The 18,536-nt window shown below is 60.4% G+C and carries 19 protein-coding genes, 1 tRNA gene and 1 pseudogene; 9 read left to right on the plus strand and 12 right to left on the minus strand.

Going from position 1 to position 18,536, the window contains the following annotated elements; translation table 11 throughout:
* Positions 1-31 precede the first annotated feature (31 nt).
* Positions 32-424, plus strand: coding sequence for a Sec-independent protein translocase protein TatB (tatB, locus tag ACMVO5_RS09100; protein WP_416907202.1), 393 nt, complete (start codon positions 32-34; stop codon positions 422-424).
* Entirely contained in the window at positions 421-1,221 is an 801-nt protein-coding gene (gene tatC, locus ACMVO5_RS09105; protein WP_416907203.1) for a twin-arginine translocase subunit TatC, read from the plus strand. Before tatB ends, tatC begins: the two co-directional genes overlap by 4 nt.
* On the opposite strand, the gene hspQ is transcribed toward tatC, so the two are convergent.
* On the minus strand, positions 1,218-1,574 hold the full coding sequence (gene hspQ / locus ACMVO5_RS09110) for a heat shock protein HspQ (protein ID WP_416907204.1): 357 nt from the start codon (positions 1,572-1,574) through the stop codon (positions 1,218-1,220). The two genes, tatC and hspQ, sit on opposite strands and share 4 nt — an antisense overlap.
* Before the next feature lie 167 nt (positions 1,575-1,741).
* Between hspQ and ACMVO5_RS09115 the strand changes: the two genes are divergently transcribed.
* Positions 1,742-1,831, plus strand: a tRNA-Ser gene (locus tag ACMVO5_RS09115).
* A gap of 273 nt (positions 1,832-2,104) precedes the next feature.
* On the opposite strand, the gene ACMVO5_RS09120 is transcribed toward ACMVO5_RS09115, so the two are convergent.
* Positions 2,105-3,168 (minus strand): IS630 family transposase gene (locus tag ACMVO5_RS09120; RefSeq protein ID WP_416907205.1). Its coding sequence is split into 2 segments (ribosomal slippage): positions 2,105-2,674 and positions 2,677-3,168, totalling 1,062 coding nucleotides; the frame shifts between segments, so codons are not numbered across the junction.
* Here ACMVO5_RS09120 and ACMVO5_RS09125 point away from each other — a divergent pair.
* Positions 3,167-3,757: a hypothetical protein gene (locus tag ACMVO5_RS09125; protein WP_416907206.1), complete on the plus strand. Its 591-nt coding sequence runs from the start codon at positions 3,167-3,169 to the stop codon at positions 3,755-3,757. The genes ACMVO5_RS09120 and ACMVO5_RS09125 overlap by 2 nt on opposite strands.
* A gap of 21 nt (positions 3,758-3,778) precedes the next feature.
* Here the strand turns inward: ACMVO5_RS09125 and ACMVO5_RS09130 are convergent, their stop codons facing one another.
* The 7 genes from ACMVO5_RS09130 to ACMVO5_RS09160 all read right to left on the minus strand — a co-directional run bounded on the left by ACMVO5_RS09130 (position 3,779) and on the right by ACMVO5_RS09160 (position 12,431).
* Positions 3,779-5,062: a S1C family serine protease gene (locus ACMVO5_RS09130; protein WP_416907207.1), complete on the minus strand. Its 1,284-nt coding sequence runs from the start codon at positions 5,060-5,062 to the stop codon at positions 3,779-3,781.
* A gap of 550 nt (positions 5,063-5,612) precedes the next feature.
* A complete protein-coding gene (locus ACMVO5_RS09135; RefSeq protein ID WP_416907208.1) occupies positions 5,613-6,905 on the minus strand; it encodes a tetratricopeptide repeat protein in 1,293 nt (430 codons plus the stop codon).
* A 1,164-nt stretch (positions 6,906-8,069) separates the two neighbouring features.
* A complete protein-coding gene (locus ACMVO5_RS09140; RefSeq protein ID WP_416907209.1) occupies positions 8,070-9,482 on the minus strand; it encodes an AAA family ATPase in 1,413 nt (470 codons plus the stop codon).
* A 113-nt stretch (positions 9,483-9,595) separates the two neighbouring features.
* Positions 9,596-10,312 carry a hypothetical protein gene (locus ACMVO5_RS09145; protein WP_416907210.1) on the minus strand — a complete coding sequence of 239 codons (717 nt, stop codon included), beginning with the start codon at positions 10,310-10,312 and terminating at the stop codon, positions 9,596-9,598.
* Positions 10,309-10,494, minus strand: a complete 186-nt coding sequence (locus ACMVO5_RS09150; protein WP_416907211.1) for a helix-turn-helix domain-containing protein — start codon at positions 10,492-10,494, stop codon at positions 10,309-10,311. Before ACMVO5_RS09150 ends, ACMVO5_RS09145 begins: the two co-directional genes overlap by 4 nt.
* A gap of 66 nt (positions 10,495-10,560) precedes the next feature.
* Positions 10,561-11,163, minus strand: coding sequence for a hypothetical protein (locus ACMVO5_RS09155; RefSeq protein ID WP_416907212.1), 603 nt, complete (start codon positions 11,161-11,163; stop codon positions 10,561-10,563).
* Positions 11,160-12,431: a tyrosine-type recombinase/integrase gene (locus ACMVO5_RS09160; protein ID WP_416907213.1), complete on the minus strand. Its 1,272-nt coding sequence runs from the start codon at positions 12,429-12,431 to the stop codon at positions 11,160-11,162. The genes ACMVO5_RS09155 and ACMVO5_RS09160 overlap by 4 nt, the downstream gene beginning before the upstream one ends.
* A 434-nt stretch (positions 12,432-12,865) precedes the next feature.
* Here ACMVO5_RS09160 and ACMVO5_RS09165 point away from each other — a divergent pair, with 434 nt between their 5' ends.
* From ACMVO5_RS09165 to ACMVO5_RS09175, 3 genes are read left to right on the plus strand one after another with little or no spacing between them, the layout of a single operon-like run.
* Entirely contained in the window at positions 12,866-13,543 is a 678-nt protein-coding gene (locus tag ACMVO5_RS09165) for a class I SAM-dependent methyltransferase (RefSeq protein WP_416907214.1), read from the plus strand.
* Between the two features lie 12 nt (positions 13,544-13,555).
* A complete protein-coding gene (locus ACMVO5_RS09170) occupies positions 13,556-14,002 on the plus strand; it encodes an ion channel (RefSeq protein ID WP_416907215.1) in 447 nt (148 codons plus the stop codon).
* Positions 14,003-14,061: 59 nt separating this feature from the next.
* Entirely contained in the window at positions 14,062-14,754 is a 693-nt protein-coding gene (locus tag ACMVO5_RS09175; protein ID WP_416907216.1) for a YbaY family lipoprotein, read from the plus strand.
* Here the strand turns inward: ACMVO5_RS09175 and feoB are convergent.
* The 3 genes and pseudogenes from feoB to ACMVO5_RS09190 all read right to left on the minus strand — a co-directional run bounded on the left by feoB (position 14,717) and on the right by ACMVO5_RS09190 (position 17,587).
* Positions 14,717-16,557, minus strand: a pseudogene (gene feoB / locus ACMVO5_RS09180) (ferrous iron transporter B). The gene ACMVO5_RS09175 and the pseudogene feoB sit on opposite strands and share 38 nt — an antisense overlap.
* 23 nt (positions 16,558-16,580) lie before the next feature.
* Positions 16,581-16,847, minus strand: coding sequence for a FeoA family protein (locus tag ACMVO5_RS09185; protein ID WP_416907217.1), 267 nt, complete (start codon positions 16,845-16,847; stop codon positions 16,581-16,583).
* 83 nt (positions 16,848-16,930) lie between these two features.
* On the minus strand, positions 16,931-17,587 hold the full coding sequence (locus tag ACMVO5_RS09190; RefSeq protein ID WP_416907218.1) for a COQ9 family protein: 657 nt from the start codon (positions 17,585-17,587) through the stop codon (positions 16,931-16,933).
* A gap of 189 nt (positions 17,588-17,776) precedes the next feature.
* Between ACMVO5_RS09190 and rpsU the strand changes: the two genes are divergently transcribed.
* Both rpsU and ACMVO5_RS09200 read left to right on the plus strand, forming a co-directional pair.
* Complete coding sequence (gene rpsU / locus ACMVO5_RS09195) at positions 17,777-17,983, plus strand: 30S ribosomal protein S21 (RefSeq protein WP_006834591.1); 207 nt, start codon at positions 17,777-17,779, stop codon at positions 17,981-17,983.
* 35 nt (positions 17,984-18,018) lie between these two features.
* A complete protein-coding gene (locus ACMVO5_RS09200) occupies positions 18,019-18,534 on the plus strand; it encodes an FKBP-type peptidyl-prolyl cis-trans isomerase (RefSeq protein WP_416907219.1) in 516 nt (171 codons plus the stop codon).
* Positions 18,535-18,536: the final 2 nt, after the last annotated feature.

Below are 18,536 nucleotides of genomic sequence, written 5' to 3' on the forward strand. Positions count from 1 at the left end.
TCGCGGCCGGAGGGGCCGCGCATGTTCGGCATTGATTTCGTCTGAGCTTTTCATCATCGGGCTGGTCGCGCTGCTGGTGATCGGGCCGCAGCGGCTGCCGCTCGCCATGCGCGCGGTGGGGCAATGGGTGGCCAAGGGACGGGCGATGTCGCGCCACGTCCGCTCGGGCTTTGATGCGATGATCCGCGAGGCCGAGCTGGAGGAGATGCAAAAGGCCTGGGCCAAGCAGAATGAAGCGATCATGAAGGCAACCGAGATGGACCCGACCGCCTTCATCGACCCCGGCAACCCGGTGCCGACGGCGATTGCCGATGCGGCGCCCGACGCCGCCGAGGTGGCTGACGCCGAGGCGGCGGCGCCCAAGCCCAAGCGGGCGCCGCGCAAGAAGAAGGCCGCCGAGGCCGACAAGACCGAGCCGCAATGAGCGAGGCTGAGGACAGCGAAATCGACGCCAGCAAGGCGCCGCTGCTCGACCATCTGATCGAGCTCCGGACGCGGCTGGTGCGCTGTGTGGTCGCGTTTTTTGCCTGTTTCATCCTCGGCTTTGTGCTCGCCGACCGGGTGTTCGGGATTTTGGTGCAGCCGCTGGTTGATGCCTATGGGCCGGAGACGGCGGGGACGCTGATCTACACCAAGCTTTACGAGGCGTTTTTCGTCAAGGTGAAGGTGGCGGCGTTCACTGGCATCCTGCTGGCCTTTCCGATCATCGCCAACCAGCTTTGGGCGTTTGTGGCGCCGGGGCTTTACCGGCGGGAGAAGAACGCTTTTCTGCCCTTTCTGATCGCGACGCCGGTGCCGTTTTCAGCCGGCGCGAGCCTCGCCTATTTTGGCGTGATGCCGGCGGCATTCCGCTTTTTCCTGTCGTTTCAGACCGATGGGACGATCAATGGCATCAGCCAAGAGGCGCTGCCGGCGATGGGGGAGTATCTTGACCTGGTGACCGGGCTTATTCTGGCCTTTGGCGTCTCCTTCCTTTTGCCGGTGCTGCTGATGCTGCTGGAACGAGCCGGCATCATCACGCGGGCCCAACTGAAGGCGGGGCGGCGCTATGCGATTGTGGCGGCCTTTGCAATTGCGGCCGTGATTACCCCGCCGGATGTGTGGAGCCAGTTCGCGCTCGCGGTGCCGTTGATCCTGCTCTACGAGCTTTCGATCATCGGCATCTGGTTTACCGAGAAGCGCCGGGCGGCGGCGGAAAACGCAGCCCAGGCGGGCAGTTAGTTGCGGATTTCGGGGCGCAGGCGGTAGCGGCCAGCCTCGAAACGGTCGAACATCTGCTGGACGGCGGGGTGTTGCACCGGTTCTCCGTCGGGTTCGAGGACCAGATTCTGCTGGCTGACATAGGCCACATATGAGGCTTCGTCATTTTCGGCGAGGAGGTGGTAGAAGGGCTGATCCTTGCGGGGGCGCACCTCTTCGGGGATCGAGGCCCACCATTCCTCGGTGTTGTTGAACTCCGGATCCACATCGAAGATCACGCCGCGGAACGGAAACAGCCGGTGGCGCACGACATCACCTATGGTGAAGGTGGCTGGCGAGGGTGTTTTCGTGGTCGGGTTGGTCTCGTTCGTCATGGGTTCGGGTCCTGAACTGCTCCTTTTTGCCCGTGATGGGCATGGGGTGAATATAGGGTGGCCATGGGCCAGCGTGAAGGGGTGGGCCGGCAGGGCTTGGCAAAGCCCCCCTGCTTCGGCTAGACGCGCGCCTTCGGCCGGCCACCATATGTGCGCCATGCCCTCGCGGAGAGGTGCCAGAGTGGTCGATTGGGACGGTCTCGAAAACCGTTGTGGGTGCAAGCTCACCGTGGGTTCGAATCCCACCCTCTCCGCCATTTATCATTGATTTTATTGTATTTTATCACGTTTTTGACAAGGGTTCCCATAATGGCTCCCTGATACAGGTGCTGCTGGGCACCTGTGGAGGCGGGAATCACCCCCCCCACCCCCCTTCAATTTCCCCACCAGCCAGACCCTACCCGGGGGGCACCCCCCGTTTCTCAGATATGGGACCCACGCTTCCTCTATGCATACTGTTTTGCTCGTTGGATGATGAATTTCGACCTCTGGACTAACGGTACCAGACGGCTAATACCAACCTGCATTGATCATAACCCACGTGCCCATTGGCGACGCCCGATGGTCATGATGCGCCATGGCTGATCGATGAGCTTGTTCCATGCCTCGCAGCAATGGTCGACGATGTTATCGTGGGATGTGAAGACGCGGTTGGATAGCCAGTTGTCGCGCATAAACTGCCATATGTTCTCGACCGGGTTCAGCTCCGGGCATTTCGCCGGCAAGGCGATGATGCTGATGTTTTTGGGCACGGTGAGCTTGGCTGTCATGTGCCAGCCTGCCTGATCCATCAGAACGACAGCATGGGCGCCGCGCGCGACCATGAGCGATATCTCGGCAAGGTGCAGGGTCATGGTCTCGGTATTGCAGAAGGGCAGGACCAGCCCGGCGCCTTTTCCCTCTTCGGGGCAGATTGCGCCGAAGATGTAGGCCGACTTGGTGCGTTGATCCTTCGGGGCCGAAGGCCGCGTACCGCGCCTGGCCCAGCGCCGCGTGATCTTGTTTTTCTGGCCGACGCGGGCCTCATCCTGGAACCAGATCTCTACGGGCGTGCCCTTTGGGAGGCTTGCCTTGACCTTTGCCAGCGCGTCCGCAAAGCCCCCTTTTTGAAGGCTTCCAGCGCCTGTTCGTTCTGCGCATAATGCCGAGGCCGCGCGGTGAGCTTGACGTAGCCCAGCTTCCTCAACTCGCGCCCCACCGTGGTCACATCCAGCGAGACCGCAAATTCGTCATGAAGCCACTGCACCAGATCGGTCAGCCGCCAGCGAACAACGCCGTGGATCGCCGGGATGGGACCTTGCTCGACGATCTCTACAAGCGACTGCCGCTGAGCATCGGTAAGGATCGGGCGCTTCCCGGGAGCCTTGCCATCAAGCAGGCCGTCAGGGCCGCGGGCGTTGAACCGGATCACCCAATCGCGCACGATCTGCAGCGTCACACCGCCGATTTTGGCCGCCTCGCTCCTACTGCTCCCATCGTAAATCTGCGCCAGCGCCAGCAGTCGCCGAGCCTGGTTCGCGCTCTTCGATAATCGTGCCAGTCGCCGCAACGCCGCTCCATCGAAATCATCCCGCAAGCCGATCGCTGAACCCATGACAAAGCCCTCCAAAATCGGCCTCCATAGATTTCAGACTTTCACCGCATTGGGAATCCCCGGCGTGAGTCTAAACTCACAGCCAATTGGTATTAGGTATTTATTTATTTCGGCGATTTTTTATTTGCCTGTAATGTTTTCAATTTCAGGATGCAGTGATAATCAAGATGTTGATAAACCACTTTTGATTGATTTTTATTTTTTCTGTGAGGGACAAAGAGAAAGCGAAGATCCAAATACTAAAAAAAGTTTAATCTCAGAGCAGAATTTTGTGTTGGGATTCCGAAGAGAATTTTCGTCCTTTGGTTCATATGATACAAAATACGTGTACATTGACGGAAAAATTGATCGTATTACAGATGCAATCTCACGCTACTCAAGTGTAAATGATTTGGAATATAAAATTTACTATAAAGAAAACTATGCAAGCGGTGGCGGCATGAGAATTTTGAGTTATAATTTCTTGTCAAAGAGGGGTAGTATTATTTCATACGACAATAATTCAATTTCTAATAGCTATATTGATAAATTTCAATGCACAGACGTTACCGATGAAAAATACTTAAAAATGATTATTAATAAAATGTGATATTATTATAAATTTAAGATGCTATTGCGGTTTCACCCAACCCGCGCTTCCACGCGGTAGTACTATATGATGATACTGCCTGTAGAACTGCCCTGCGTCGGTTGGGGCCTTTAGAATCACCCGAGCGTCAGCATTTTCTGGGAGGCTGGACAGATAGGCATGTAGCTTGTCTAGGTCCGTGAAGCCTTGCTCGTTGACGGCTACGAGTTGATAGCCGGGATAGGCCTTGGTGATCTCTGCCGGAGAGCCAGGGCGAATGAAGTCTATGACCGGGTAACGCTCGTGGTTGAACTCCGCTCTGTCCAGCCTCCAGGGCTCGGAGATGATGAGGCCGGAAAAGTCGATCGAGCGTGTGGCGAGTACATCTGGGAAGACCTCAGATATCACCGTCAACACAACCTCCTTGCCATTGCGCTCCACTACCACCGGAACGGGCTGGGTTTGCCCCCGCAATGCTGTTGCGATGTCGCTGGCGTTCCTGATGCCTGCTTGCCCGGCTACGGAGACAATGCGGTCTCCCAGATCGAAGCCCGACACTTTATCGAATACCTTCGCCACGATAGGCAGGTCATCGTCCTCAGCAGTGGCGTACGCAACAGGCAGTTGGCGGAAGCGGGCGTCCTTGCCTGCCCTCAGAAGGTCGAGGATTTTACACACTGGAGGAATGGGTTCGGACAGGGACGTCGCGGTGGAGTGCTTATCGTCCGTGTTCCGGTAGCTGGCGGCGGCAATGCCAACGACCTTACCGGTTTCAAGGCTGATCATCGGCCCGCCGGAGTTGCCGCCATTCACGACCGCATCGCTCTGTATGACTTCGGTTGGGAACACCCACGGGATGCTGGAGATGATGCCGCGCGTTGCCGTGTAGGAGAGTTCGCCCGGGTGGCCGAAGACTGCGACCGCTGTGCCGATCCGGGGCTGCTCGCTGCACTGAAGCGCGGCCTCGCGCGTGGTGGCGGGGATTGCTGTGGGAGCGATCTCGAGAACAGCGACATCGGTCAGGCGATCAACAAATACACGCTTTGCTTTCACATAGCTTTGTCCCTTGAAGGATATGGACAGAGTGGTGGGAGACCGCGTGGCCACATGGGCGTTGGTCAATATCCAGCCGCGCTGCTTGTCGACGAGAAAGCCAGTGGCGTGTGCCGATGAGCCGCTGTCTTCGTTAAGCCCGATGCCGCTGGTGCGCTTGATCTTCACGGTATAGCCGACCGCGGCCTCTAGCAGGACATCAGCTGCCAAACCGGCGGCGTGGACCGGGCAGGATATGGCGAGAGACAGGGCTGCAGATATCAAGTGCTTCAAGGGGAACTCCATAGCTAATGGTGACAGCCGCGACCTTCACAAACGCTGATTTGGGACTGGCAAGGAGAGCATCGGTCGCCCTATCTGCCTCCTGCAACAATGGTCTCGCCAATACCGCTCCCACATCAACGCCCAACCGCCCTTCACCATAGCGCAGGAGACGTCTCCGGCAGGCGGGGACACACACCAAGCGGCCGTCCGAGTGCCGACGCCGTTGCCGACTGAGGTGCAACGCATAGAGGGCCCTTTAACCAGCACGTGTCCTTCCATACTGCGTCCAGTCGGCACTCCGAGAAGTCTGACAAGAGCATCGCGGGCTTCGACAGCGGAAACGTCAGGGCACGGCTGGTTGACGCGGCAGCTACCGTCTAATTCCCGGGCAGCAATGCCAGCTAGGCGCACGCGGGGGCCTTCGGCGCACCATACGGGGCCATCACCATCCCACACTCTCACGGGGGTACATTGGAAGGTTTCGCCAGAGGCAATGACTGGAACCAGCGCGGCGGCAGCAAACAGGATCATCTTGGGCTCTGCGGGTTGAGCGATTCTTTCATTTCTTGCGCCACGCGCTGGCCAGCCGCTGCGCTTCTGCTATCTGGGCAGGCTGCATTTTGGCTGCAACATTCTCCCTAAGTTCGTTGGCTTCATTTCGGGTTTCAGTATCTGCAGCACCCGCGCCTGCAAGGTTGAGCCACTTGTGTGCCTGAACGTAGTCTTGCGCCACGCCTTCCCCCATGTCGTACGAAGCTCCAAGATTGAACTGAGCTTCGGCAAGTCCTTGGTCGGCCGCCTTGCGGTACCAACTTACAGCAGCAGCGTAGTCTTGCTCCAAGCCTCTGCCACTATAATACATATTCCCAAGATTGAACTGAGCTTCGGCAAGTCCTTGGTCGGCCGCCTTGCGGTACCAACTTACAGCGACAGTGTAATCCTGCGCCACGCCTTCCCCCATGTCGTACGAAGCTCCAAGCAAGAACTGCGAGAGGGCATCTCCTTGTTCGGCTGCCTTCCGGAACCAGTCGACTGCTGCGACGTAATCCAACTCCACGCCTTTGCCGATGTTGTACATTGCCCCCAAGTTGCGTTGCGCATCGACGTCCCCTTGCTCGGCAGATTTTCGGTACCAGCTGACCGCAGCGGCATCGTCCTGCGCCACGCCTTCTCCCGTGTCATACATATACCCGAGATAAAATTGAGCTACGGCATCCCCTTCTGTCGCGAGACCGCGTAGCTCGGCAACATCCTTCTGCTCGTATGCAGTAAAAGCTTCGCCATTGGTTTCGACAGCAGCTGCTATGTTCGAGGTGGGCTCTGAAAAAAGTGAAATTACAATAATCAGAAATATAGGGATCGCAAACGACCCAAATAACAAAAGCTTCGATATATCTCGCTCTTTCGACTGAGGTTTATTATCATCATTTTGAGTGTTTTGCTGGGTTTCGGTTTCCTTCGCGCGTCGCCGCGTCTCGCGCTGCTGCTTCTCCCCATCCGACGATTCCAATTTGCTTTGCAGCTTCTCAGGCCCCTGATCATCGCGATCGCGACTAAGAATAACTTTTTTATAAATTAAAATAACAATCCATGTTGATATAAGACATGCCAATGACTGCAAAACGAATTCAGATGCGCTGCGGTCGCCAGGAATTTTATCTGCATTAAATGCGAGAAATATAGATCCGGCAGATAATCCGAGTCCAATAATTAGCGAGGAATTTAAACAAAAAGAAATTTGCGATCTATTTAATAATTTACCGATAAATCCAACTATAAGAGATATGGTAAAAATAATAGTTACGGCTGCAAGCATAACTCCAATAAAATTTGCTGTAAAAGCGTATATCATAAATATAATCCCTTAATCTCCAGATGCGCTGTACAGTGACTGTTCGGCTTGCAGGAATACGTAAACCGGCGAAATCTCCATAGCTCGTTGTTCTAACCACAGCTTCACCGACACCAGAGTTGGAGCAATTGCTAGCATGCGTAGGGTTTGGCTGAGCGCTGACTCAGGGTGACGCTTCATCAAGTAGCGCCCGTAAAATTTAGCCATATTCTATCCCCATGTCCTCTTCCGGCTGGTGCCGGGTGGTTGAACACATGCGAGCACGGGGCAGCATGCCTCCCGTATTTCCTACGAGAGGTATTGTATTCGGGGAGCCGCCCGACATAGGCGGTTCCATGCTCAGCACGGGTTCGTGCACTGCTAAGGCTGTTCAGAACCGAGCAACGAAGCGAACGTGCCTCAGAAGTTTAAAGTTTGCTAGTGTAAAATTGTGGGCTGCTACCCCAGAGGTTCGCGGCCCCGCCACCTCGGCCCACTGGCTACCCCCGGGGCGTATAAAAGCCTTTCGAGTTCCCGTAACTCCGCAAGCCTACGGCTTCGCTCCGCCTTGGCTTAGAGGGCTTCCCCGCCGTGCCTATGCTGCGGGTGGCGCGCGCTCCGCCGTGCACCTTTGGGTTCTCCCTGAGGTGATGTTTGGCGGGTCAAAAGCACTTATAAGATTACCCTAGGCTTCCTACCCCGCGTTCGGGCCGATCCCGGCGCGAGAATGTTCAAGGCGGACATCAGCTCCTCTGTCTCGTGGAAGAAAACGGACATGAGCTGGCGCTCCCTCCGCTCCTGCAAGGTTTGGCCCGCAGCCCGGAAATTCCAATGCTGCTCACCGCGCTTCACCCGCCTATGCCCTCCGTGGTAGCGGCAATTTTTGCAACCAGTAACAGCCGGGTTCCTGCAGAGTTGGCCCGTGCTGCGGGCTATCGCAGCGCACCTTTTCGCGGTGCCGTACTCGACGCATTTCAGAGGCATACTAGTTGAGCCTCGCTAGCCGGGAGGCCCGAGTGAAGGCGGTTCCCGTCAATTTGCGTAAACCCAAAGAAGCGCGAGCAGGGGGGGTGTCCAAAAAGTCCAAAACCGGGATTTCTGGATATTTTAGCAAGCTGTCCATGTCCAAGAAGTCCAAACCCCCTATAGGGGTTGGACTTTGGACCCCCTTTTTTGGACACCCCATCACTGCCACAGCCAAGCCTCTCCGCTGCCATCAATGGCTGACTGCAAGTGCTTATTGCCCTTCGTGAGATCACCAACTAGCCGCCGGGCTTCATTGCTGCGCTTGTTAGAGGCCGTAGTGGTCAGTGTAGCCGCCACACCTGCGATGGCGTCGTCGACCTTGATGCAGCGCGTTTGAGGATCGCATCCTGCCTGCCCGAACGTGGACGAAGCGCCAAGCAGACGCCGTATAGCTGAGAGCGCTGACTTCTGGCTCTTCCCCGATGGCTCGGGTTTGCGGAAAATAGCGCCAGTATCCGGGCCCACTGCGCAACTGGTGATTATGTCGCCGTCAGCATCCCGACCAAGATCGATTACGTGCAACTTGAACGGCACCTGCTTGCCGTCCTCGCCATCCTTCACCTTGGCAGCAGACCAGCAGCGGCTGGTGGCACTGCGCTCCACCTCAATTGCTCCGTCAAGCGCGGCGTGCAGCGAGCTATGCCCACGCATACCCTTGGAAGCATCTTTGCCCGTATGGTGGACCACGATGACCAACCCGCCCGTGCTCTCTTGCAGCCGCTTCATGCCTGCAAGGATATGGCCCATGTCTTGGCTGGAGTTTTCATCCAGACCCGGCGCGGCACGGTTCAGCGTGTCGATGATCACAACCCCACCGGGTGGCAGGATCGCCCCAAGGTCCTCGACATCGCCCTGCTCGGCTAGCTGGAACGGCTGGGCCATGGCCTTGAAGCTAGAAGGAATAAGGCTTCCGTTATGGACCTCCCATGCCTCCACGCGGTTACGGAGCCCGGCCTCGCCTTCGAGTATGACGTATGTGACCCCGCAGGGTGTTGTGCGATGTCCGAACCAGTCGCAGCCTCGCGCTATGTTGATGCCCAGATCGATCCCGAGATAGGATTTGCCCGACCCGCTCGGCCCGTAGATCGCGCCAATTCCTGTTTCCGGGAGCAAACCCTTTACGCGCCACCGCATTGGTAGCTGCGCCATAATCGAAGCCCGATCCAGAAGGCGAAAACGAGCACTGTCTGGCGTCTGGGGAGCAGCAATGGGAGGTCTGTGGCTGGTTCCCGGCCACCCATTCAGCTTGGCCAACATGAAAAGCGAGCCGACAGTGATCGGTTTTGCAAGGTTCGGATCGTGCTGTTTCCAAGCGTGCTCGAAACCGCTGCCGTCCCCGTAGCGCAGGCTTTGCTGCGACCAATTACGCATCACCTCCTTGGCAGTCTCGCCATAAGTGCGGCGTGCCGCCAGCATACAGCCAAACCAATAATCAGTTTCGGGCTGACCATCTGCACCGATGATAGTGCCATTTCCACGCAGAACGTCGGAGGAGATGTACGACAGAGCACTAGCAAGAACCGAAGTATCTTCACGATACTCAGCCGCCAGCATCTGGCCGAGAGCCGACATTGGCCGCGCACTGAGAGCCTCAATAGGGGGCTCACTGACTGTGCCTCCAACGCCAAAGCCCTGTGCCTCGAAATCATCCAGAATCTGCTGGAGGCCAGTGGCAGATAGCGGCCTCATTTGACCACCGAAGCCATACGGTAGTAACGGTCGTGAAGGTCGTTGGGGTCCAGCACTTCGATACCCTTGCGGGCGATAGTGCCGGGCACCTTCGTGATCCGTGCAGCGTTGTACACGCTGGTATCAACCTTGACCGCCTCAGTGTCGTACTTGGTAGCGAGTGCTTTCAAAACCTTCTGGCACATGGCTTTGCCGGCCTTGTCGTTGGGCAGATTGACCGGCAGGTATATGTGGACGCCATTACCCGAGCAGACAGTGATAGGATCGTGGCCTTTGTCGAAGAAAAAGTCGTGCTCGAGCCGGTGCGCAACCGCAAAGACCGCATCGATTTCGTCGTCAGTTGCGGGCTGACTTGTTGCGTCACGGTCAAAGTCGATCAGGATATAACGGCGAGCAATGATGTCCCGGTCCTTCACAGCCAGACCATTGTGCTCGTCGCCCGCGAAGTCAGGTCGAATGCGATTGAAGCAGGTGTAGATGTTGTAGCCCTGCCAGTTGAGCCGAAGAGCTTCATTCTCAAACGCCTGCTTACGATCAGCGATGTTACGGTACGCAGCCTCGGTAAAGGTTATGTTCTTCGTAGGAAGCGGATTAGGGACGCGCTTGCCCCAGATCGCACGGATATGGAGAGGGTCCTTCTGGCAAACCGGAAAAAGGTCCCAAGTCTTCACTATGGCTACACGCTGACGCGCTTTTTCAACCGGCCAGATCATGCCGCATCCCCCGACAGGAGGGCATGGAGGCTATCGGCGGGGATGATGGTACGCCCGCCAACGCGGATGCCCTTCAGGCGTCCTGCTGCGATGTGTCCGTAGATAGTGGTTCGGCCGAGACTGCTGGCGGCGCAGGCCTCTCTGATGCTGTATGCGAGTTTCGGAAGATTGGGTTCAGCCATTTTGTCCTCATGCGTTTGAGTTTGAACGCAGAGGAACTAATCCGCCCAGAAGCGAGCTAACGGCCGTTAGCTCTCGCGCTCGATCCTTTTTTTTGCTGCTTTCATGCGGGATCGAACTTGCGCCCTAGAAATGGGGTCGGCAGCGTTTTCGATGTGACGGATCATCTTGCCGTCCCGTTCCACCTTGTCTGTCTCTAATACGTAGTTGATGACGTCGTCGCAGGAGGCCGAGAAGCTCCCTTCCAGACAATCCTGAATTTGCTGCCCCCACCAGTCCTGTGCCTTCGGACGATCCTTTTGAGCGTTCTCCGACTTCAGGCTGCTTTGCTCGGCATCGCGTTCCTCAATATGCCGGATAGCCTGAGCAGGCGTATCAGCAAGCCGATGCAGGACAGTCTCGTTGAACGCCAAACGCCAATCCAGCCGTGCATTAGCAAGCTGGTGCAACGCCCATTGATCAAACCCCGCATCGGTGTCGGTTATTCCGTATGCCAAGCGCATCAGCTCCAACGCGACCTGCTGCGCTTCATCTGGGTTATGATCTGCATCTAGCTGGTCGCCCTGCCTCCAATTGGCAAGAAATGCGCTCTGTTCAGAATTAAGAGGTAAATCTTCCAGAAGGCGGTCGACATGCTCATCGGCGCTACGAGGACGAGACTTCCGGGTCATCCCGCGCTCCTGATAGCCGTGATAGTCGCGCCTTCCATACCTTCGCCTGCGCAGTAGGTGGCCCAGTCTTCCGTCAGCCTGCGGCGCTTGTCGAACATGTCGCCTCGCCGGTAAGCCGCCTCGGCCTTGTTGCCGATGACATGGGCCAATGCCATCTCGCACACCTCATGGGCATAACTGGTGCACTCAGCAGACCAGTCCCGGAAGCTGGACCGGAACCCATGGACTGTCACATCGACCTTCATGCGCCGCAGCAGCATCGACATCGCCATGCCCGACATGGCCCCGCCTCGTATGGCTGGGAAGAGCCATGCGCTGCACAGAGGCTTCACAGCCTGGAGTATTTCGACAGCCCTTGCTGACAACGGCACCCGGTGATCCCTACCAGCCTTCATCCGCGATGCCGGTATCGTCCAGACGGCTTTGCCAAGATCAACCTCTGCCCATGTCGCCCCCAAAACCTCGCCTGTCCTAGTGGCCGTGAGGATAGTGAACTCCAGTGCCAAGGCGGCAACTGCCTTGCGCGCTCTCAAAAGCGCCATAAATGCTGGAAGCTCCTCGTACGACATCGCCTTATGATGCCCCCGTGCGAGACGGGTACGCTTTGGAAGGATTTGCTGGATATGTCCGCGCCAGCGTGCGGGGTTCTCCCCCTCGCGATAGCCACGCGCCTTGGCGGCATCAAGGACGGTCTCGATGCGCCCCCGCACACGGCTGGCGGTCTCCGCCTTGACCTTCCAGATGGGCTCTATGATCTGGAGCACATGCGCCGTGGCCACATCGCAGACAGGTATGTCTCCGATCACAGGGTAGACGTAGGTAGCGAGCGTGTTCTGCCATTGTTGCCTGTGCTTGGCGTTGCGCCAGATGTCCCCGTTGACCTCGATGTAGGCGTCAGCCGCCACCCTGAAGGTGACGCCCTTCACGCGTGCAGATTGCTCGGCAGCTGCCTTGACCGCCTGTTCTTGTTCCCGCTCTTCAAGTGGATCGATCCCGTCCTTCACCTTCAGCCGGTAGATCGCCGCCACATCTCGCGCCTGTGAGAGGGTGAGCTCCCGCCCACCAGAGCTGCGCAATAGCGCAATGGCTTCAGGGCACCGAGACAGCCCAAGGTCGCGAGCCCTCCCCCGCAGCATGAAGCGAAAGACCCAAGACCTCGCCCCGCTGTCCTTCACCAGAAGGTACAGACCGTCACCATCGGCATGGCGTCCGGGCTTCGCATTCTTCACCGCGAGAGGCGTAAGGGCTTTACTCACCTTCTTGGGCATCCGGCCTCCTGCTCACAAAGGTGCGTGCTTCAGCCAGTATGGCGGAGGCTATCGCGTTCCCCTAACCGTTCCCTGAAAATAGCGCGACTTTAGGGGAACGCAAGCGAACAGCGACGAACAGACGCCTAGATCAGTATCAATCAACATACTGTGCTACATAAATTATCTTTGACTTTTCGAACAGGCTCGACCAGTAATTTGGCGGACACCCTCTCCGCCACTGGCCTTTTCGGGCAATTTTTCGGGGGTTTGGAAGGTCAGGAAGGTTAGGCCGGGGGCTTGGCTTTTGAGGGGGTTGGCGCGGGTTTTGAGGGGCTGTGCGCTGACTTGGGGGGCTGATTCTACGATTTATATCCTATCTGGTTATTTTTTGCAAGGCTTCGTGGCGCCGGGCGGGCATGGACATGTGGCAGGCGGCGGGGCAGAGATTGGGGATGTTTGAGAATGCGGTTCCGGCGCTGAAGTGGGATGTGAAGCGGGCTTTGGCGCGGGCGCGGAGCCGGGGGATGGCGCGGGCCGCTGCAAAAGGGGGCGGGCTTCCGAAGCGGTTGCATATTGGCTGCGGCGGGCGGCGGGTGCCGGGGTGGCTCAATTGTGATGTGTCGCATTCGGAGGTGAACATCGACCTGGCGGGCGGGCCGCTGCCATTTGCGGACGGCGTGTTTGAGGCGGCGTGTGCGCAGCATGTGATCGAGCATCTGAGCATCGGGGGCACGAACGGGGGGAGCGGCGAGCTGGAGGGGTTGCTGGGCGAGGTGCATCGCTGCCTGATGGCCGGCGGCGAGCTTTGGCTGTCTTGCCCGGACATGCACAAGATTGCCGCCTCTTATCTGGCCGATGGCGGGGCGGCGCTGTTGGCGGACCGGCTTTCGCGCTGGCCGGAGTCGGGAACGGCAGGCTATCCGGCGTCGCAGGTGGTCAATCTGCTGTTCAGCCAATGGGGGGAGCACAAGAACCTGTTTGACCTGCCGCTCCTCAGCGCGGTGCTGGAGCGGTGCGGCTTTGGCGATGTGGAAGCCGTGGACGAGGCGCGGTTTCTGGCGCGGTTTCCCGAATCTCCGCCGCGCGGCGATGATGCGATTTCGCTTTATGTGTGCGCGCGCAGGCGCTGAGGGGCAGGCGGCTTGAACACGCTGGCGATTTTCGGGATTGCCGTGCTGCTGGTGGCGGCGACCGTGCTGGTGCATTATGAGGCGCTGCGCTTTACCGGGGCCTTGCTGCCACGGCTGCCGATCCGGCCGCGCCAGCGGGTGCTGGTGGTGATTGCGGCGTGCTTTGCGGCGCACGCTGTGGAGACGCTGCTTTATGCCGGCTGTTTTGCCGGGCTGGACCGGCTGGGAGACTTTGGCGCGATAAACGGCAATTTCGCCGGCGGGGCGCTGGATTATCTCTATTTCTCGGTCTCCAGCTATACGACGCTGGGCATGGGCGATGTCTTTCCGACCGGGCTGCTCAGGATATTGGCGGCGATCGAGGCGCTGAACGGCTTTTTGCTGATCAGCTGGTCGGCGTCGTTCACCTATCTGATGATGCAGCGCTATTGGCATCCCGAACGCGAGGGGGATCGCTAGCGGCAGCGGGGGGGGCTGAGGCCATTGCGCGGCGGGGCCGTCTGTCGCAAACTGTCGGCATGATGCGGTGGGTTGTCTTGGCCGCAACGCTTGCGGCGGCTCTGGCGGCGACGCCCTTGCTGGCGGCGGCGCGGATTGCGGAATCGGGGCATTATATCTGCGCGGATGGCAGCAGCGTGCGTTTTGACCGGCGTGGCTATGGGCCGGTGCTGCTGCGGGGCGGGCGCGAGATCCATTTGCGGCAGCGATTCGTGTTTTCGGGCTTTCGCTACACCAGCCGCTTTGCCGGGCATGACATTGATGTGCGCGGGCGCGGGCGCGAGGGCGAGAAACGGCTGACGCTGCGCGAAGGCGGACAGCTGCCGCTGGCCTGCGAGGCGGAACCGGGCGGCGCTGTGCCGGGGGTTGTGACGGGCGAGGTGGTGTTGCCGGACGGGCTGAAGGTGCCGGTGGGCGCGGTTTTGCGGGTGGAACTGCGCGACGCGGCGCGGGCCGATGCGGCGGCGCCGCTGCTGGGCGCGCGGACGATCAACCCGCGGCCGGGCGGGCAGCCGCTGGCGTTTTTGCTGCGTTATGAGGCGGCAAAGATCGACGGGCGCAGCCGGCCGGCGCTGTCTGCACGGCTGCGCGCGGGCGACGGGCGGCTGATGGCGGTGTCGGACACCTTCACGCCGCTGCCAGAGAGCAGCGACGGGGCCAATGCGCCGGCCGAGATCAGGCTGGTAGCAGTGCCCGGGCCGTCCAGTAGGTGAAGCCCGCCGCCAGCCATGCTGCGGCGAAGAGATAGCTGAACATGAAGATGGGCCAGCGCCAGCCGCCGGTTTCACGTTTGGTGACGGCCAGCGTGGACAGGCATTGGGGGGCGAAGACGAACCAGGCGAGGAAGGCGAGTGCGGTGGGCAGCTCCCATCGCGAGCGCAGGGTTTCAACGAGCGAGCCGGTGTTCTCCTCATCGACGTCTTGCAGGGAATAGACGGTGCCCAGCGCGCTGACGGCGACTTCGCGCGCGGCCATGCCGGGAACCAGCGCCAGCGCGATCTCGCGGTTGAAGCCGATGGGGCGGAAGAGCGGCTCAATGGCTTCGCCGATGCGGCCGGCGAAGCTGTAATCAAGGGCGGGACGATCCCAGTCGGCCGGGGGCTTGGGCCAGATGGCGAGCGCCCAGAGCGCGATGGTGGAGACGAGGATGATGGTGCCGGCGCGGATGAGGAAGGCCATGGCGCGTTGATAGAGACCGATGCCGACATCGCGCAGCGTGGGCCATTGATATTTGGGCATTTCCATGAGGAAGGTGGGGCTGGGGCCGCGCGTGACGGTTTTGCGCAGCAGGGCGGCGGCGGCGAGCGCGCCGAGCACGCCGAAGAGATAGAGGCCGGTGAGGACAAGGCCCTGCAGGTTGAACAGGCCGCCGACGCTGGTGGCCGGGATGAAGGCGGCGATGATGACGGCATAGACGGGCAGGCGCGCCGAGCAGGTCATCAGCGGGGCGATGAGGATGGTGGTGAGGCGGTCTTTGGGGGAATCGATGGTGCGGGTGGCCATGATGCCGGGGATGGCGCAGGCGAAGCTGGAGAGGAGCGGGATGAAGGCGCGGCCATTGAGGCCGACGCTGGCCATCAGCCGGTCCATGATGAAGGCGGCGCGGACCATATAGCCCGACTGTTCGAGGAGCAGGATGAAGAAGAACAGGATGAGGATCTGCGGCAGGAAGACGATGACCGCGCCGACGCCGGCGAGCACGCCGTCAACGAGCATCGAGCGCAGCGGGCCGGGCGCGAGCGCGCCCTCGGCGGCGGCCTGAAGGACGGCGATGCCCGCTTCGATCCAGCCCATCGGCGCTTCGGCCCAGGCGAAGACGGCCTGAAAGATGAAGAAGAGGAGGAGCGCGAGGAGGAGCGGGCCGAAACTGGGGTGGAGGGCGAGCGCGTCGATCCGGTCTGACCAGCGCTTTGGCGCGCCGACCGCGCGAGTGACGGTTTTGGCAATGCGCCGGGCTTCGCGCTGGAGCGGCGCGATGTCGGTGAGTGGCTGGGCGGGGGGAGGACGCCGGCGCCTTCGCCCGTGAGGACGCCGGAGAGGGCGGCGCCAAGCTCGTCAAGGCCGCGGCGGCGCACCGCGACGGTGGGCACGACGGGCAGGCCGAGTTCGGCTTCAAGGGCGCCAATGTCGATTTCGAGACCGTCGCGGGCAGCGAGGTCGACCATGTTGAGGGCGACGACCATCGGGCGGCCGAGCGCCTTCAGCTCAAGGGCGAAGCGCAGATGGTTGCGCAAATTGGTGGCATCGACGACGGCGACGATGGCGTCGATGGCCTTTTCCCCCGCCAGCCGGCCGAGCACGGCATCGCGGGTGACGGCTTCATCGGGGCTGCGCGGCTCGAGGCTGTAGCTGCCGGGCAGGTCGATCAGCTCGGCGGTGCGGCCATCGGCGAGTGGCAGGCGGCCGGCCTTGCGCTCGACGGTGACGCCGGGATAGTTGCCGACCTTCTGGCGGGCGCCGGTGAGCGCGTTGAACAGGCTGGTCTTGCCGGCATTGGGATTGCCGACCAGCGCCACCACGGGCGCGGCGAGGGGCACGTTCACGGGCCCGTTCCTTCGCCGTTCAATTCGACTTCGATGAGCGCAGCCATGGAGCGGCGGAGCGCGACCACCATGTTGCCGACGCGGACCGCGAGCGGATCACCGCCAAAGGGGGCGCGGTGGATGACCTCGACATCGACGCCGTCATCAAAGCCGAGTTCGTGGAGGCGGCGCGCGGTCTGGGGATCGAGGCCGAGCCGGTCGATGGCGACGATGAGCGCCGTCTGGCCCGGAAGCATCCGGTCGATTTCGATGGCGGCTGTCATGGAGATGGGATCGATATCCTCGCGGCGTGATGCGAGGCGTTATCATGTGGGGGGGGCGGGCGCCAGCGCAGACTTTGTGCGGCTCAGGAGACGGGATAGCGCAGCCGGCCGAGGATGCGGGCCGGATTGGGCACCCATTCGAAGGCGCTTTTGGCCTGGGCCTTGCCCTTTTCGATCTTCATCACATCATCGATGCGGCGATCAATGAAGGCGCGGGTGTCGGCCATGTCTTCGCTGTCATCTTCGAGCCAGTAGAGCAATGTGGCGGAATAGACCGAGCCGAGGATGATGCGCTTGGAATAATGGTTGAAATCTGTGGCGGTGTCGCCGGCGGCGCGCCACATGGCGTCCGCCGTGCGCCAGAGCGTGCGGACGCCGAGCGCGGCGTTGGCGGGCATGGCCATGACGGCGAGCGCGCAGCGCACGGCCTCCTTGTCCATGGCGGCCTGTTCGAGCCTTGTGACGAGCGCGAGGCGGATGCGGGCGCGGATTTTCATCGTCTCGACGCCCGCGGCGGCCATGGCTTCTGTCATCATCCGGTCGGCGCGCGCCGTATAGGCGTCGGTCATGGCCGGTGCATCGGGGAGCGCGAGGGCGGCGATGTCGGGATCGATGCCGGCCTCTTCGGCGGCGGCGGCGCGGGCGGCGGCGCTCCAGCCGTCGAAGGGGACGTGCGGGAGCATCGCCTCGATCAGGCGGGGGCGCAGATCGTCGAGGGGGATGTCGGTGGCGTCGTCCATGACGGGCTTCTAGCCTGAAACGGGGGCGCGCTCCAGCCGCCAGCTTGCCACAGTGTCTGCTTGTTTCGAGGTGCGGGCTCTGCTATGCGCGCCGCTCGCTTCGGTGGCACGGGCTGCCGGGATTTCGAGTCTTTTGACAAGCGTGGGTGCTGTGCCAGCCCCCTCGACGTGAATGGAGAGTACGGCTGCATGCAAATCATGGTTCGCGACAACAATGTCGATCAGGCGCTGCGCGCGCTCAAGAAGAAGCTGCAGCGCGAAGGCGTCTACCGCGAGATGAAGCTGCGTCGTCATTATGAAAAGCCGAGCGAGAAGCGCGCCCGCGAAAAGGCCGCTGCCGTTCGCCGCGCCCGCAAGCTGGAGCGCAAGCGCATGGAGCGTGACGGCATCAAATAAGCCGCACCAGATTTTTTTCAGGGATATTCAAAAGCATGGCCACTTCTGCGCCCGGACAAGCCGGCCCCGGCATCGGCCGCTGGATCCTTGGCGGCGGGGTGATCGTGGTTCTGGCCGGGCTGGGTGTCTGGGCCGGGACCCAGTCTCAGGTCGCGGCCGTGCGCACCAATGACATGCAGTTTCTGGCCGACAACAAGGGGAAGCCCGGCGTGATCACCACCGAGAGCGGCCTGCAATATCAGGTCATTACCGAAGGCACTGGCCCGAAGCCTGCGGCCACCGATGTGGTGCTGGTGCATTATGAGGGCAAGCTGATCGACGGCACGGTGTTCGATTCGAGCTATAGCCGTGGCCAGCCGGCGGCGTTTCCCTTGAATCAGGTGATCCCCGGCTGGACCGAGGGCGTGCAGCTGATGCCGACCGGCTCCAAATATCATTTCGTCGTGCCGCCGGCGCTGGGCTACGGCGCGCAGGGCGCGGGCGGGGTGATTCCGCCGGGTGCGGTGCTGGAGTTTGATATCGAGCTGCTGGCCATCCGGCCCGAGCAGTAAGG

The sequence above is a fragment of the Polymorphobacter sp. genome (assembly GCF_048007885.1).
In the GTDB taxonomy this organism is placed as follows: Bacteria; Pseudomonadota; Alphaproteobacteria; order Sphingomonadales; family Sphingomonadaceae; genus Sandarakinorhabdus.